Source organism: Bradyrhizobium sp. CB3481 (genome assembly GCF_029714305.1).
GTDB lineage: Bacteria > Pseudomonadota > Alphaproteobacteria > Rhizobiales > Xanthobacteraceae > Bradyrhizobium.
Genome location: NZ_CP121647.1, coordinates 3,023,765 through 3,038,348 on the forward strand (window position 1 = coordinate 3,023,765; position 14,584 = coordinate 3,038,348).

General features: G+C 61.8%; 16 protein-coding genes and 1 pseudogene. 7 read left to right on the plus strand and 10 right to left on the minus strand.

The annotated features are described in order from the left end of the window. Window positions 1-280 precede the first annotated feature (280 nt). From QA643_RS14515 to QA643_RS14535, 5 genes and pseudogenes are all read right to left on the minus strand, one after another. Entirely contained in the window at window positions 281-613 is a 333-nt protein-coding gene (locus tag QA643_RS14515; protein WP_283033809.1) for a hypothetical protein, read from the minus strand. An 88-nt stretch (window positions 614-701) separates the two neighbouring features. Continuing rightward, window positions 702-893, minus strand: a complete 192-nt coding sequence (locus tag QA643_RS14520; RefSeq protein WP_349253271.1) for a transposase DNA-binding-containing protein — start codon at window positions 891-893, stop codon at window positions 702-704. Then, a pseudogene (locus tag QA643_RS14525) lies at window positions 865-1,005 on the minus strand (hypothetical protein); the annotation flags it as partial. The pseudogene QA643_RS14525 and the gene QA643_RS14520, both read right to left, overlap by 29 nt. A 1,032-nt stretch (window positions 1,006-2,037) precedes the next feature. After that, on the minus strand, window positions 2,038-2,211 hold the full coding sequence (locus tag QA643_RS14530; RefSeq protein WP_283033810.1) for a hypothetical protein: 174 nt from the start codon (window positions 2,209-2,211) through the stop codon (window positions 2,038-2,040). After that, window positions 2,211-2,378, minus strand: coding sequence for a hypothetical protein (locus tag QA643_RS14535; RefSeq protein ID WP_283033811.1), 168 nt, complete (start codon window positions 2,376-2,378; stop codon window positions 2,211-2,213). Before QA643_RS14535 ends, QA643_RS14530 begins: the two co-directional genes overlap by 1 nt. A gap of 967 nt (window positions 2,379-3,345) precedes the next feature. On the opposite strand from QA643_RS14535, the gene QA643_RS14540 reads away from it, so the two are divergent. From QA643_RS14540 to QA643_RS14550, 3 genes are all read left to right on the plus strand, one after another. After that, window positions 3,346-4,167 carry a trypsin-like peptidase domain-containing protein gene (locus tag QA643_RS14540; protein ID WP_283033812.1) on the plus strand — a complete coding sequence of 274 codons (822 nt, stop codon included), beginning with the start codon at window positions 3,346-3,348 and terminating at the stop codon, window positions 4,165-4,167. Window positions 4,168-4,803: 636 nt separating this feature from the next. Next, a complete protein-coding gene (locus QA643_RS14545) occupies window positions 4,804-5,367 on the plus strand; it encodes a hypothetical protein (RefSeq protein WP_283033813.1) in 564 nt (187 codons plus the stop codon). Between the two features lie 172 nt (window positions 5,368-5,539). Then, complete coding sequence (locus tag QA643_RS14550) at window positions 5,540-5,926, plus strand: hypothetical protein (RefSeq protein WP_283033814.1); 387 nt, start codon at window positions 5,540-5,542, stop codon at window positions 5,924-5,926. On the opposite strand, the gene QA643_RS14555 is transcribed toward QA643_RS14550, so the two are convergent. Beyond that, the gene (locus tag QA643_RS14555) at window positions 5,868-7,247 is read right to left on the minus strand and encodes a hypothetical protein (RefSeq protein ID WP_283033815.1); all 1,380 of its coding nucleotides are present in this window, start codon (window positions 7,245-7,247) and stop codon (window positions 5,868-5,870) included. The two genes, QA643_RS14550 and QA643_RS14555, sit on opposite strands and share 59 nt — an antisense overlap. A gap of 141 nt (window positions 7,248-7,388) precedes the next feature. Next, entirely contained in the window at window positions 7,389-7,901 is a 513-nt protein-coding gene (locus QA643_RS14560; RefSeq protein WP_283033816.1) for a hypothetical protein, read from the minus strand. A gap of 181 nt (window positions 7,902-8,082) precedes the next feature. Between QA643_RS14560 and QA643_RS14565 the strand changes: the two genes are divergently transcribed. Together QA643_RS14565 and QA643_RS14570 are read left to right on the plus strand one after the other, a co-directional pair. Next, entirely contained in the window at window positions 8,083-8,904 is an 822-nt protein-coding gene (locus QA643_RS14565; protein ID WP_283033817.1) for a helix-turn-helix transcriptional regulator, read from the plus strand. Between the two features lie 127 nt (window positions 8,905-9,031). After that, window positions 9,032-9,853, plus strand: coding sequence for a helix-turn-helix transcriptional regulator (locus tag QA643_RS14570; RefSeq protein WP_283033818.1), 822 nt, complete (start codon window positions 9,032-9,034; stop codon window positions 9,851-9,853). Here the strand turns inward: QA643_RS14570 and QA643_RS14575 are convergent. Beyond that, on the minus strand, window positions 9,841-10,635 hold the full coding sequence (locus QA643_RS14575; protein WP_283033819.1) for a thioesterase family protein: 795 nt from the start codon (window positions 10,633-10,635) through the stop codon (window positions 9,841-9,843). The genes QA643_RS14570 and QA643_RS14575 overlap by 13 nt on opposite strands. A gap of 162 nt (window positions 10,636-10,797) precedes the next feature. Here QA643_RS14575 and QA643_RS14580 point away from each other — a divergent pair, with 162 nt between their 5' ends. Further along, a complete protein-coding gene (locus tag QA643_RS14580; RefSeq protein ID WP_283033820.1) occupies window positions 10,798-11,463 on the plus strand; it encodes a DsbA family oxidoreductase in 666 nt (221 codons plus the stop codon). Window positions 11,464-11,708: 245 nt separating this feature from the next. Further along, window positions 11,709-12,347, plus strand: a complete 639-nt coding sequence (locus tag QA643_RS14585) for an NIPSNAP family protein (RefSeq protein ID WP_283033821.1) — start codon at window positions 11,709-11,711, stop codon at window positions 12,345-12,347. Between the two features lie 9 nt (window positions 12,348-12,356). Here the strand turns inward: QA643_RS14585 and QA643_RS14590 are convergent, their stop codons facing one another. Together QA643_RS14590 and QA643_RS14595 are read right to left on the minus strand one after the other, a co-directional pair. Continuing rightward, window positions 12,357-13,301, minus strand: coding sequence for a cupin-like domain-containing protein (locus tag QA643_RS14590; protein ID WP_283033822.1), 945 nt, complete (start codon window positions 13,299-13,301; stop codon window positions 12,357-12,359). Further along, window positions 13,302-14,495, minus strand: coding sequence for a GNAT family N-acetyltransferase (locus QA643_RS14595; RefSeq protein ID WP_283033823.1), 1,194 nt, complete (start codon window positions 14,493-14,495; stop codon window positions 13,302-13,304). Between the last annotated feature and the right edge of the window lie 89 nt (window positions 14,496-14,584).

A 14,584-nucleotide genomic window follows, 5' to 3' on the forward strand; every position in this document is an offset into this window, starting at 1 on the left:
GGTTCGCAATTTAGACTCCTCCGCCTTGCAGCCCGATTTGAGGATCTTATGGAAGACCTCGATCTTCCACCTCAACGCGTACCATTCGATCTTCTTGATGACGTCCTTGCGCTATTGGACCGGGAGATCGGTAAGGAGCTTCCACTCGATCTTCTTTCGCCGCTTCGGCCTTCCCCGCTCTTGAGCATGGATCACGGTCAAAGTGAGTGCGGGATGTTTCTTCTGCTTGCCGATCGGCGGCAGAATTCGAAGCTTGCGGAAACGAATTTCGAGAAGCGCTTCATATTGTATGATTGCCGTCCCCGGCAAGCCGATCAACACAAGTTCGCACCAGAAAATGCGTTCCAAGCTTCTCGGCCAGGCAAAACAGCTCATAGATGTCGCTCTCGCGATCACGAATATGAACGCATCGTTCAGGGGCAGCGAGAAGGTCGGTCGATTGGCGTAAATTCTCCAGCCAGCGGATGCTCTCTTTCTGCTCGATCGGAACACGTGTCGGATTGATCTTTCGCTTCAGCGCCGTCGTCCCCTTGAACTTTTTGCGTGTCCAGAACTTGATTGCCGCCAGTCCGAGCGGAAGCCCCGCGGTCGTTACGGCGAGGCTCGAATGCATCAGGATGCCGCACTGCGTGCGGCCCGCCGTCTTGCCCGTAAAGCCAATCAGATCCGGCTTCTCGCGCTTGAAGCTGAATTCCGTCGTGTCATGTTACGCGCCCGCGCGTCGCCTCGAAATGACCACAAAGAATATCCGCCTCGTTGATCCGTTCGTTGGAGAAGAAGCGATAGGCGGCCTTCGTGTTGGTCCAGTCCTGACAAACCAGCGGGATGCTTTGACCCATGTCGCTCCCCCACTTGTGCGAGCAATTTGCAGAACCGGCGGCCAAGCCGCTCATCCTTAAACTCGCATCCCGCAGCTTCCCGATCAACCCACGTCTCGATACCGGTCGTCAATCGCTGAGCACGCGTCCCCGCGCGTTCCTTCATCAAGCCCATCGAGCACCCCATGACTCCGAATCAGGTGCTCAACAATGAATCACAACAGATTCTGCCGGTTCAAGATTTTGCCCGCGGCGCGACGTTCAAACCCCGATGTCAAATGTGGGTAATTGAAAGGCCTAATTCCCACTTACAACGAAGTGCAGAGGACCAAAGCGACGCTGATCCAGCAATTGACCGCGGCAAGACTCCACCTATCCCAGCTCGTCGTAATCGTTGGTATTGGCTTGAGCTCGTCGTGCCATGCCCAACCGGCATCTGCAAAACAAGAGATTTGTCTGCGTAATCTTACGAAGGAAAAAGCCCCGATTATGGGCCTCGAGATTATGAGCCCGGACGAGTATAAGAAGCGGGGTGTTCTGTCCGAAACCATCTCCCCTGGCCAGGTTGGTTGCATTGATCTGAGGGGAGTTACGCCGACAGAGGGAACACGTTATCGAGTCTGGTTTTGGCCGCACGACGGCGGGCCGGACGTGCCTTGCAGCCCGGACCGGCCGCCCTTTTCGTCTCGCAACGAGTCGTCCATTGTCTACAATGGCTCGGGTACAAGGCCGAATTTCAAATGCGAATTGCAGCGATAGGCGGTCCTCCCGATCATGACGTTTACAGAATCCGAAGACGGGCGGATGGTTTAGAAAATGGAAAAAGAGGCTCTTGCAGGCCCCGAAATGAATAGCGACGATCAAAGCAAATGCACGCGGCGCGCAGCCTCTGGCGAAGAGGCGCAGCTCGGGCGTGAACTGGGTGGTTCGCGAGTGCTCTCTCCACCACCGGGTCCGTAGACGGCGCGATACACGACGCATCACCCGGCAGGTTTCGCTCCAACCACACTGCATCCTTCGGGGAGCAGCAGTCCGACGATGATGGGGGAGAAATCGACGGGCATTGAATTGCGCCAGCGGATTGTGTTTGCCCGCCGCTGGTCGGGCTCTGGGGGCCGGTCGCTCCCGGCTTCACCGGTCAATCAAACGCAGTCGCACTCTCGGGTTTAACAGTGGGGGTCGCTTACTTCATGGCTCTTGCTCCTGTTGGCTTCGCTCGTCATTTTGGCCTCCCATGGGTTGGCGTGTAGTAGACGTACATGCTGCCGTCCTCGTGCCACCAGAGCCGGCCCTTACGGACCAACACCTGCTCGTTGCGGACACCGTGCTCGTCGTCAATCTTGGTCATGACTGCCACGCCGTCCGGAGCGCTCTCGATCGTGAGCCAGGGCATCAGCGATCCTCCTTCTCGACAATGCGGATGACATCGCCATCTCGAAGAGAGCAGACCTCATGGACAAAGTCGCTGACCTGCTCTGGCAGCTCGGCCCCGTCAGCATCAACGATACGCTCATCGAGCTTGCCGGCGACATTTTCGACTATGATGTGGAACTTCGCCATCACAGCCTCCAATGTTGTATGCGGGCGCGAATATCCTCCGTAGCCGCTGTGTTGGTAGGTACCGCCGCTTCCTCCTCAAAGAGCGGCCGAAGATTACGGATGGACTCTTCGGGGACGTCGGGCTTGCTGAACGAAAGCCTGGACTTCCAGCGCTTTAGATGGGTTTGTGATCCGGCGATCCACGGAAGAGTTCCGTGGCCAGCTCGTACGCCCATGCAGTGGGTTGCTTGTCGGTCATGCTGCCTCCTTCGGTGCGGGGGACAGTTCATCTCTCACTTCCAATCCAAGGGAACGGCTTCCACTCCAGTGCAGTGCGGAGCGGGCTCTCGAGTGGCTCGTTCTGTCCGTTGTGGCGGTAGAGGCTCCATCTCGCCGGTTGGACTCTTCATGCTAACAAGAAACAGATATTTAGGTGAGGCCGGATCGTAAGCGCCGTCCTGGACAGTCGAACCAAAAACCCCACAGAACTCTAGCAACGCGTGCCATTCGCGGCCATTGCCGACCAAGCAGAGGCTTCCACGACAGCGGAGCGCCCTGCTGACGACAGACACCCGTCGCTGGTCCGGGGCCTTCAATGTTCGACAGAGATCTGTACCGTCGCTCTCCTGAAAATCGCGCGATAGGGGCGGCTTGCAGAAGCTGAACTTTCTTTTAAAAAGTTAGGCCACGATGTGCGACTTCGTTACGTTCGGTACTGACGGCGGCACAGCTCCTGTCAGCTTCAAGACAAGTTGCCGCAGCGCTGGGCGCCATTTCTCCAACGAATCAACAGCTTAAATAACTGGGACGCTTTTGGTACGGCGGTTGCTAGACAGATGCAGCAACACTGAGCGAGGGCTGAGTGCACGCAGACGCGCGAGAACGAGCGATGCTCTCCTTCCCTTGAACCCGTGTGCCCCGTTTCTGAGACAGAAACAAGCTCGCGCACATCGCGTGATGTAAAGGCAATCGATTGATGGAGAGCAAGGTGGCTTCCCTGAGACAAATCGCGTTCTACGGCAAGGGTGGTATCAACGCGCTAGCGGCGCTAACTGAGATGAGTCGCAAGATCCTGATCGGCCGCATTGCTCTGCTTGCATTGCTGATAACTACACCGGCTATGTCGATGGACATGAAGGCTCTGAACAAACAGATCGACGAGACCAACGCCCTCGTTGGTGATGGTTGTTCTGGCACGTTTATCGGCGAAAACCTTGTGTTGACAGCGGCGCACTGCGTTAAGGATCTTTACCGGTATGTCGACAAGGACACGGTCGGAAAGGACGGAGAAGTCGAGACAAAGAGGTACCGGATTGAAGATCCGGGGACTGTAACCCAGCATGTCTACAACGGTCCTAACATCACCGAGCGACGCATCTTCGTCTCTAAGATCGTGCTTTTTTCCGAAGAACTCGATCTTGCGCTGCTGAAGGTCGAAGGTCGGACCGGCGGGGTGGCTAAGCTCGCCTGCCAGGGTGTTGATAGAGGCGACACCGTGCTAGCCGTTGGTAACCCTTACGGGTCTTTCTACTCAAGCCTGACTAAGGGTATCGTTTCCAGCGTCAACCGAAGCTACCGCGATTTCGGTGCCAATGGTGAGCTCGGTGATACTACAGATGACGGTCGGCATGGCCTCATACAACACAATGCTGCGACTGCGCCTGGTAGCTCTGGCGGCGCTCTTTATAACAGTCGTGGTGAGCTCGTCGCTGTGCACGTCCTGGGCCGCAAAACAGGGTTTTCCTTTGATGTACCACTGGAGGACATCAAGGCCTTTCTTGGTGACGCCGTAAAGCAGGATTGCCACTAAATCCGGAAGACGGCGGGCGTCTTGGTGTTGAGTACACCGAGCGCCCGTGCGTTCCCGGATCAAAGCCCGCAACTTCTGCACTTGTGAGCCTCTCTCGCCCCCTTGCAGGACCTTCCATGTTCTCGTGTTCACGCGCGTCCGATTGAAGACGCCGATGTTCGCAAGCCGACACACTGAGGTACAAGTACTTCGCCGGCGCGGCACGACCAACGTGCTTTTCCGCATTTGCTCGCACACCTCTTCAGTGGCATGCCGGTTGCACTGAACACAGTGAAAGCGCTCGGGATTCAGACGGGCTGTTGCTCTTGTTAACGAAATCCGAGCGCATGAATGTGCTAGCGGGCACCCAGGGAGTACCTCATGCGAGTAGCCATCGTCGGAACCATGATCACACGGGCGTGATCAACCGTTTCGGTCAATCTTGTCGGGAGGAATATGACCGCGATGTGATCAAAAGGGTAGTAACGGCACTGCAGGAGGGCGGCCACGAGACGCTGCTGTCCGAAGGCGATAAAGGACTGCTCGCCGCGCTCGAGCGATTTATGCCACCCGATCCTCAAGTGAGCCCCTCCGGAATCGTCTTCAATTTGGCGAACGGGAGTTCAGGGCGAGTGCCGCTTGTCCCACGTTCCGGCCATGCTCGAGTTGGCCGGAGTCCCCTACACCGGGGCGGGCACCCTTGGAAATGGGCTGGCGCTCGACAAGGTGATCACCAAGGCGCTCATGCGCGATCGCGGCGTGCCGATGCCGAATTTTCGCGTGATGCGTCGCGGAACTGAGAGCACCAGTGACTTGCGATTCCCGGTAGTGGTAAAACGGCGTTCGGAATCCACCGGCTTCGGATTGCAGCTCGCACATGAGCCCGCTCAGTTGAGGCAGGCAGTAGAAGCGATCGTCGCGCAGTATGCGCAAGATGCGCTCGTGGATCGCGCCGCCCACGCGCGCCGCCTCCGCAGAGAACTCAATATCGCGACCGAAAAGTTCGGGGAATACGTCGGCGAACAGGCCGATATCGGACTTCCCGCCCGGCACCGAGGTATGCCGCTGACCGTGCTGGGACGTCCGAACGTCGGGCTGAGGGTCGGGAAGGGCAGGCAATCCTCGCCGACGGGGCTGAAGATCCTGAACGTTCGCCGCTCCGACGAGGCGGAATCCGAGGGCGAAATAACGACGGCTCCGATCAGGCGACGTTCTTCGTGACGAAGTCCAGATTGAAAGGCCTCAAGACGAACCTCGACGAATATGCCGAGTACGATCCTCCGGTGCGGAGGGATCTCAGTTCGAACAACCGTTTTCGCAAGATGGACAGGCCGACCAATTTCGGACTGTTTGAGAGTGGTTCCGACGAGCCGCACAAAGGCGAGACGGGAAGGTGTGGACGCAGGCGCAGCTCCAGCCGTACTTTCTCAAGGCCGCGAAGAAGCTGGACGTCGAATTCTTCGGAAGACCTACCGAGTTCGTCGAGACAGTCATCCACGGCATCGTGGCGACACCCCTCGGGCTGCAGCGGCTAGCGCGGCAGAGTGCCGCCGTCGTCGAACTCCGGAGCGCCTCTTCGGTCGCTTCAGGCTTCTTTAGCCTGGATGCCGAAGATCGCGAGATCGCGATGAGCGCGATCTCTCGTCGCATAGAGCGGGCGCCGGCGACAGCGCCAAAGGTCACGATCCTCGATACCGGAGTGAACAGGAACAATCCTCTGCTCAAGGGATCGCTTGCGGCCGCCGATTGCAGCACGGTCGAAGCCCCCCTGGGGGACTGAGGATCATTCCGGTCACGGCACGAAGATGGCGGGCCGCGCGCTGTATGGCGACCTCGAACAAGCGATATCGAAATGAGGCCCGATCGTCCTCGAGGCGAATCTGGAGTCGGTCGTCGTGACATCGCCCACTCAGCCGGCGACGGTACCTGGGCGCGACGCACTGCAACGTGCCATCGATATCGGCGAGAAGAAGTCCGCGCGCCGTGTGTACTGCTTGGCCCAAATCCCGGTCGGCGAGTCGGAGGACGGCCGTCCGACCAGCACCTCGGCCGTGCTGGACAACCTCGCATACAACGCCGGAAACGCGACCCGCCTGTTCTGCGCGGCCGTCGGCAACGCGCCCCATTCGCGAAGCCCGCCGTACCAATACGCCGATTACGAGGGCCGCAACGTACGTTTCGGAATCCAATCCCCGGCCCAGGTGGCGAACGCGCTCGCCGTGGGAGCGGTCAGCCTGAAGAGGCGGAACGGCGCTGTGACCTCGAGTCTGTTCGCCACCCGGGCCTTTTTTGGGGTCGAAGTCGGTCAGGATTTTTGCGAAGAGCCGCTTGACATGCTCGGAGGCGACATTGCCTTCGAGCTTGATGACATTGCTCGGCCGCGTTGTGACCTTGATCTCGAAGACGAGGTCCTGCAGGCGGACGAGCTTCTCGACCGCGTAAGGCCATTCGTCGGCGGGCTCGTTGAAATGGCCGCTGATGAAGAACTGTCTGGAGCGGATCGGCGAGTGGCGCTTCATCGACCACGTCCATGGGGGCGATTCATTCATTGTATCGGCTTCCGAATGATCAGTCGGCGACGACGAGGAAAACGTCTTCGATGGGGTGGAATTGGTCGGCGGAGAGACGCACGCGATACGCACCGGCTCAAGCGGCAGGTCCACGCGATGCCGATCTCCCGTGGGCCTCAATTTCACGGGTCTCGGCTTCGCGGCTTCGTCGGCGCGTTCGAGTACGCCACCGATGATCTGGACGTTTTCGGTGGCCGTCGCCTCGATGCGGACGTTCTGTCCGGAGCGGTAGGCGTGTTCGAGATACAGCGAAAAGCTTCTGCCCAAGCCCGCCCGGTAGGTTCGGGGATCCAGGTCGGCCTCGGTGAGCACGCTCCGCATGTGCCCGAAGGAGACTTCGTCGCTCTGCAGCGCGGAATGCGTGTTGGGAACGTATGTAGCGTTCACGAAGTCTAATTCCAGAGGGAGCGCCGAGACGCGAGGCACTGTGCCGTCACCTGAGACGTCCTCGCCGTCGCGCACCGTCAGCGTGGTGAGAGTGCTCCCGTCCCAGGCTGCGGATTGCACGGTCGGCTGCTCGGAGCCGATCACCGGCCGGACGCGCGGACCAGACCGGAGGTATTCCTCGGATCGGGCATTACGCTCCTGAGCGATGCGGATCTCCTCATGGAATGCATGCGCGGCGTTTGCCCGTCCCCGGTCGAGGTTCGGTAGGCCGAGTTCGAAGGTGCGCTAGAGCCCCTGGCCGGGCTCCTTCACGAACGGATAGGTCGGCAGCAGCTGATAAACCGAATCGAACGATCGCAGGACGTCCGTACCGTCGAAGGCTTTCACCGGTCCGATTTTCCAGGCGAATCCGTTGCACAGGAAACCGAGCGCGTTACCGGATCCTTTGTATGGCGTGCCGAAGCTCAGGATGGTGGTGGTCATCTTCCAGCCCTTGAGGCATTCGACGTAGTGACGGGCGACGAGCCCGCCCATGGAGTGGACGACGAAGACGACTTTCGCCTCGGAGTTTCCACTCTTTTCGCGCCACGCGTTCAGCCATGTCGGAACAATCGCGGCGAGCCTGCGCGCCGAGACCCGGTTGCTGCGACGCCAGTCGTAGGGAACGTGAAGTAGTTCTCGCCGGGAATTAGGCCGATACCTTCGGTCAATCACCGATTTGAAGTACGGGCAGATGTGTTTAAGCCGTGATGCAACTTTGATCAGGTTGTATGCTGGGGAGGGAGACAGTGAGGACAAGAGACTCGATGATCGAACGGAATATTACCTCCTGCCGATGCTCGATGAGATGTTGGTATTTGTGTTGGTATCGGTAAGGAGTCGATAAAGAAAAATCACGCGATTTCAGCTTGTTAGATGTCAATATCCATTACCTCGGACGTAATGGAATGGATGAAATTCGCATGGTAGGTTTTCCACCATGAATGCATATGCTGCCACGGCTCGAGCCGAACGATCCAAACCCCTCCATGTCGGCGACCACCTGCGCGAATGGCGCCAGCGCCGCCATTTGAGCCAGCTCGATCTGGCGGGCGATGCCGAGATATCTGCGCGTCACCTCAGCTTCGTCGAGACCGGCCGCGCTACGCCGTCGCGTGAAATGGTGCTGAAGCTCGCCGAGCGATTGGAGGTTCCCTTGCGTGAACGCAACGTGCTCCTGGTCGCCGCGGGCTTTGCGCCGGCCTTTCCGCAGCGCTCACTGGATGATCCTGCGCTGAAATCCGCGCGGCAGGCGATCGATCTGGTGCTGAAGGCGCATGAGCCCAACCCGGCGCTGGCCTATGACCGGCACTGGAATCTGGTGACGGCCAACCGCATGGTGGCACCGCTGCTCGAAGGCTTGCCGCCGCATCTGCTCGGGCAGCCCTTCAACATTTTGCGGCTCGCCTTTCATCCCGAGGGGCTGGCGCCGCGCACGGTCAACCTCGCCGAATGGAGCGCACATCTTCTGGAACGGCTGCACCGGCAGTGCGAGGCGACGGCCGATCCCGAGCTGCTCAAGCTCTATCAGGAGCTGAAGGCGTATCGGATGCCGGCGCGGTCGGGGCCGGTCTCGGCCGACAACGTCGCGATCCCCTTCAAGCTGCGCCGCAATGATGAGGTGCTGAGCTTCATCTCGACCACGATGGTGTTCGGCACGCCGGTCGACGTCACGCTGCAGGAGCTGGCGCTGGAAACATTCTTCCCCGCGGATGATCTGACGGCCGAGCGGATGCGGCAGATCGCGGCGAGTCTCACGTAATCCGTAGGATGGGTAGAGCGAAAGCGAAACCCATCAGCGTCATAAACGGTATTGATGGGTTTCGCTGCGCTCTACCCATCCTACACGGGCCGTTTACACAGCCGCGTCTCCTCCGCATAATCCCCACATGGACTCGCGCCAACATGCACAACTGCCGATCAACCCGGTCGGCGATCTCCTGCGCGGCTGGCGCAGTCGCCGCGCCATGAGCCAAGCCGATCTCGCCTTCGAGGCCGGCATTTCGATCAAGCATCTGAGCTATGTCGAAACCGGCAAGGCCGCGGGCAGCCGCGACATCCTGCTGCAATTGGCCGCCGCGCTCGGTCTGTCCTTGCGCGACCGCAACGCGCTCCTGGAAGCCGGCGGCTTCGCCCGGCAATATGGCGAGCGCGATCTATCCGCGCCCGAAGTCGCCGACGCCAGGCGCGCCATCGACCTGCTGCTGCGCCGGCACGAGCCGTTTCCGGCTGTTGTCACCGACCGCCGCTGGAACGTGATGCAAGCCAACCGCGCCGCCGCGCGGCTGATGACGATGCTGCTCGGCGAAGCGCGGATGATGCGGCCGCTCAATCACATGCGGATGTTTCTGGCTCCTGATGAACTGCGCCCGTTCGTGGTGGACTGGCCGGACGTCGCGGCAGCATTGCTGGCGCGCGCCCGCCACGAGGCGATGGCCGCGCCGCTCGATCTGGCGCTGCAATCGACATGGCGCGAGCTGCTGAAGCTGCCCGATATGCCGGCACCCAAGCTCGGCGATAGCGAGACGCCGGGTCCGCTCTGCGAGGTGCGGCTGAAGAAGGGCGATATCAGCATCGGCCTGATCGGCGCGGTGCTGACGCTCGGCACGCCGCAGGACGTCACGTTGCAGGAATTGCGCGTGGAGATGTTCATGCCGGCGGACGCCGCCACCGAGACGGCGCTCACCGCGCTCGCGGCTCAGGAGGCCTGAGCCTGCACGGCGCGGCGCTCGAAGGTCATGGCCTGCAGCACTTCGGCAAACGGGCCCTTGCGGTCGCTCAGACTCGCCATGGTCAGGCCGGCGCCATCGGCGCCGGTGCGGGTACGCGAGCGGATCAAAATCCAGTCGCCCTCCGGCGGGCGGAAGAAGTACAGGCTGATCTCGGGATTGATGAAGGTCCATTCCCGCATGTCGACGATCTGGCCGACGCCGCTGGCAAAATCCGCGGCCTGCACCGCCTGTAGCAGCGGCGTGTTGGTCTCGCCGTCGACCATCGGTACGTCGAGCCGCATCCATGCCGCCGCGGGACCCGGCTTCTCCAGCGCGCCCTCGATCAGCCGCACCGAGACGTTCTGGAAATAGCGGCTCCATTTCTGCGCAAAGGCGGGCGGCGGCGTGCCAGTTTCCGGCGCGGCGTCGGCGCCGTCCTTCGAGAATGGATCGGCCGGCGACTCGCCGCCTTGCACCGTCAACAGCGCCGTGCAGCGGCCGATCTCGACGTCGCCGTCCGTGAGTCGCACCTGGATCGTTTTGGCCTTGCGGCCGTCGCGTAGCATGTCCGTCGCTAGGCCGAAGGCGCGCAGTCCGGCCGGCCGCCACAGGTCGAAGGTGAGGCGGCGGACCGCAAAGCCGGAAGCCCCAGCAATCCGCTCGACCTCGCGCGTCATCAGCGCCGTGGTGGCGCTGCCCTGCAGCATATCGGGCGACCAGGGCCCGCCGGCGTGCTCGGTGGCGCGAAACAGGGGGCCTTCGGGCTTGAAAATGGCGGTCATTGCTTGGGCTCCGCGGTTCAGATCGGGTTACGGAGTTCTAGAAAGGCCGGCCGCACCCCACAATAACCGCGGAGGTGAAGTGATACGAGACATGCCGATATCGCCCTTGTCTCTCCGCCCGATCGGACTACCTTCCGGCGATCATTCAGCGAGGAGGCCCCGATGAGCGCCCTGAAACCCCTCACGATCGACATCGTCTCCGACGTGGTCTGCCCGTGGTGCTATATCGGCAAACGGCGGATCGAGAACGCGCTGGCGCTGGTGCCCGATGTTCCCGTCGAGGTGCGCTGGCGGCCGTTCTTCCTCAATTCCTGGGTGCCGCGCGAGGGCATCAGCCGCGACGAATATCTCACCGCCAAGTTCGGCTCGGTCGAAGCCTACAAGGGCATCGCCGGCCGCGTCGTGGCCGCCGCGGGCGAGGAGGGCCTGACCTACCGGCCCGATCTGGTGAAGCGCCAGCCCAACACCATCGATTGCCACCGCCTGATCCACTGGGCGGAAGCGCAGGGCAAGGCCGCCGAGATGAAGCAGCGCCTGATGGAATTGTATTTTCGCGATGGCGGCGATCTGACCGATGTGAACGTGCTGGTGCAGGCTGCGGCCGATGTCGGGCTGGACGCCGACGATGTGCGCAGGCGCCTCGCCACCGACGAGGATGTCACGCGGATCTCGGCTCAAGCGCAGGAGGCCTCGGACAAGGGCATCTCCGGCGTGCCGACCTTCGTCTTCGCGCAGAAGTATGCCGTCTCCGGCGCCCAGCCCGCCGAACAGCTCGCCCGCGCGATCCGGCAAGTATCGGGCGAAATCAATACACAGGCGGCGGAGTGATTTTGCGTGTCCCGGACGCGGTGCAGCGCACAGCGCTGCGCCGCAGAGCCGGGACCCAAGCCGCCGCGATGGACCCCGGATCAGCAGCGCACCGCTGCGCGCTGCGCTGCGTCCAGGGAACGAGGGACCAAGCTCCCTTTCATATATCGTTCGCGCGGTTTTCGGGCCCGTCAGGTGGATCGGTTGCGGTCTCAAGTACGTACCGTTCTTGCGAGTTCGATGAACACAACAACTGGGGAGGCGTCATGATCTACGAACTGCGAACCTACACGTTAAAGCCCGGCACGCTTGGCGACATGGTCAAGGCCGCGAGCACGATCTCGCGCGAGATCCGCAAGGACGATTACGGCAAGCTCGAAGGCTATTGGTTCACCGAGATCGGGCCGCTCAACCAGGTCCTGCATATGTGGAGCTACAACAGTTTTGACGAGCGGGCGCGGCTGCGCGCGGAGCTGGCCAAAAATCCGCGCTGGACCAATGAATATGTGGCGTTGATCCGTCCCCTTCTGGTGCGTCAGGAGGTTCGCCTGATGAATGCGGTGCGGCCGCCGGTTGCGCCGGCCTCGACCGGCAATGTCTATGAACTCCGCAACTACCGCGCCAAGGCGGCGGGCGGCCTCAAGCAATGGCTCGATGCGTTCACCGGCGTGCTGCCCGAGCGTGAAAAATATTCGAAGATCGTCGGCCTCTGGACGACTGAAGCAGGGCAGCCGAACGAGGCCTGCCACATCTGGGCCTATCCCAGCCTGAACGCCCGCACTGAGGCCCGCGGCAACGCGATGAAGGACCCCGCATGGCAGGAATTTCTCGGCAAGGGGCCGGGCTTCCTGGAGGAGATGCACTCGACCATCATGCTGCCGGCGCCGCATTCGCCGCTGCAGTGAGGAGGTCGCTCAGGCACCCTTCAAATAGTAATTCGCCCGCTTGCCGAGCGCGATCCGCCGCAGCACGCGGCGCATCGCCATCGAGGCGCGCAGCGGCTTGATCGCTGCTATCACCGTCCGATAGAACGCCAGTTTCAGCGCATCGCGCACCGGCTGCTTGCCTGGCGGCTGCTGCGGCAGGCCGATGCCGCGCAGCATCGAGTTGAAGAAGTGCAAATCGTTCGTCCGCCGCACTTCGCGCGTCTTCCAGGTGATCGCCATCGAGATCGAGAACGAGCCGGCGGTGCGCACCCAGTGCGGCCATTGGTACGGCACGTAGCAGCCGTCGCCCGCGAGCAGGTGGAATTCCATGCCGCGCGGCGCGATGCGCTCGTCGTATTTCAAATTGCGATGCTTGGTCATCGAGCGCTCGATCTCGTCGTCGGAGACGATCGAGCGGTCGGTATTGTCGAAGATCGTAAAGTATTTTTCGCCGTGGATGTGGACGAAGAAATTGTCTTCGCTGTCGAGATGAAACGGCGTCGTCGAGTTCGGCGAGGATACGAACAGGAAGCCTTCGACCTGCTCAAAGCCCGCATCGAGCAGGCTATTGAAGCCGCGGGCGCGGGCGACCGACAGCAGCGCATCCTCCAGCAGCGCCCGGTATTCCGGGAAATTCTCGACGCGCTTGAGCACCATCCAGGCCCCGGCGGTCTCGATGCTTTTCACCACTTCGACCGGGTCGAGGTCGACGGTCGGGATTGCATCCGGGTCCTGGCTGATCGCGACCTTGCCGGAATTATATTCGATCAGGTCGCGCGGCAGCTCGGACGCCAGTTGCGCGATGCGCGGCAGCGTCAGCAGCGGATGGCCGGCGAGCTTGTGGCGGATCGCGAACGGCTTTAGCGGAAAATCGCGGCGCAGCGCGTCGCGGTCGGCCGTAATCGCCGGCGCAATGGCTGTGAGCGTATTCATCTAGGATTTCTCCTGCCGTGCCCGGACGAAGTGGACGAGGCGGCGCGCCGGTTCGCGGATGGCGCCGCGCAGGCCGAGCGCTGTGCGGATCAGCGCAACCACCGGATCGTTCCGCCGCAGCGGGATCAGGACATCGCCGATCGCGAGGCGCCCGCGCCAGATCGGGTTGATCATGGGATGGTCGGGGCCCGCGGTGGAATCCACCGCCGAAATATCGGGGTCGGCACAGAGATGCCGGGTCAGATCCAGCGTCAGCTGCACGCCGGGAGAGAATTTCGCAAAGCGCTCGTCGACGCCGAGCTTGAAGTAGAAAGCGCGGCTGCGATGCCGCAGCACGATCGCTGCCGCCACCGGTGTTTCGCCGGCGCGCAAGGTGACGATCTCGCACTGGCCGGACCCGGCCAAGGCGGGGACTGCCCGGCGGATGAAGGCCGCATCGCCGTCGTCCTGGCTGAGCGCGGTGCCGCGCTGGCCTTTCCAACCGCTGGCTTCCAGCGTCAGGAATGTTTCGATGGCAATGGCTGTTTCAGCTGGCGTCCGGGCTACGTCGAAATGCACGGCGCCCTGTTCGGCGAGGCGGTTGCGCTGGCGGCGCAGCTCTTTCAGCTTCTTTGCGCCGAGCGCCTCGCGCAGCGTCTCGTCGGCGTCGGCGTTGGCATCGAGGCAGGCGCGGACATGCGATTGCAGCACGACGGGCCGCATGCCACCACGATGCAGCACGTCGGTGAAGGCCTTCATGGCGGCGCCCTCGAGCGAGGTGGCGCGGAAGATCAGCGCATGCGCGCCGGCCTGCCGTGCTTGCTGCAACAGGCCCGTCACGGCTTCCTCGGCCATGTCGGCATCGAGCAGCGGCGTGCAAAGCGTGCCGTAGGGATCGGCGCTGACCAGGGCGGGCAGGGGGATCTTGTAGGCGCGCCACATCGAGATCACGGGCACGAGACCGATCAGCGAGGCATCGCGCCATGCGCCGAGCGCGGCAGCGCCGCCGCGACCGCGCGCCGACGCGTTCACCGCCAATTCCCATTCGGGCAGATAGTAGCCGTTCGGCTCGGCGGCGCGTTCGGATAGCGCGCGCCAGTGCGTCGCGGAAACGCCGGCAAGCGCCAGCAGCGCTGCGCCGGATTCCGCCGCACGCGCATTCGCATCTGTGCTTGATGCACGATGCACCGTCGATGTGTCGGCTATGTCAGCCACTTCCCCGTATCCCCGTTCGCGACTTATGCGGCCGCCGGCGCCATTCGAGCGTCGCGGCCATCGCGTTCACGGGGCAAGGCTAGTGGAAA

Excerpts from the sequence above, each read along its gene's own strand:
- QA643_RS14515 (WP_283033809.1), bottom strand. The coding sequence starts at position 613 with ATGCATTCGAGCCTCGCCGTAACGACCGCGGGGCTTCCGCTCGGACTG.
- QA643_RS14520 (WP_349253271.1), bottom strand. The coding sequence starts at position 893 with ATGAGCGGCTTGGCCGCCGGTTCTGCAAATTGCTCGCACAAGTGGGGG.
- QA643_RS14530 (WP_283033810.1), bottom strand. The coding sequence starts at position 2,211 with ATGCCCTGGCTCACGATCGAGAGCGCTCCGGACGGCGTGGCAGTCATG.
- QA643_RS14535 (WP_283033811.1), bottom strand. The coding sequence starts at position 2,378 with ATGGCGAAGTTCCACATCATAGTCGAAAATGTCGCCGGCAAGCTCGAT.
- QA643_RS14545 (WP_283033813.1), top strand. The coding sequence starts at position 4,804 with ATGCTCGAGTTGGCCGGAGTCCCCTACACCGGGGCGGGCACCCTTGGA.
- QA643_RS14565 (WP_283033817.1), top strand. The coding sequence starts at position 8,083 with ATGAATGCATATGCTGCCACGGCTCGAGCCGAACGATCCAAACCCCTC.
- QA643_RS14570 (WP_283033818.1), top strand. The coding sequence starts at position 9,032 with ATGGACTCGCGCCAACATGCACAACTGCCGATCAACCCGGTCGGCGAT.
- QA643_RS14575 (WP_283033819.1), bottom strand. The coding sequence starts at position 10,635 with ATGACCGCCATTTTCAAGCCCGAAGGCCCCCTGTTTCGCGCCACCGAG.
- QA643_RS14580 (WP_283033820.1), top strand. The coding sequence starts at position 10,798 with ATGAGCGCCCTGAAACCCCTCACGATCGACATCGTCTCCGACGTGGTC.
- QA643_RS14585 (WP_283033821.1), top strand. The coding sequence starts at position 11,709 with ATGATCTACGAACTGCGAACCTACACGTTAAAGCCCGGCACGCTTGGC.
- QA643_RS14590 (WP_283033822.1), bottom strand. The coding sequence starts at position 13,301 with ATGAATACGCTCACAGCCATTGCGCCGGCGATTACGGCCGACCGCGAC.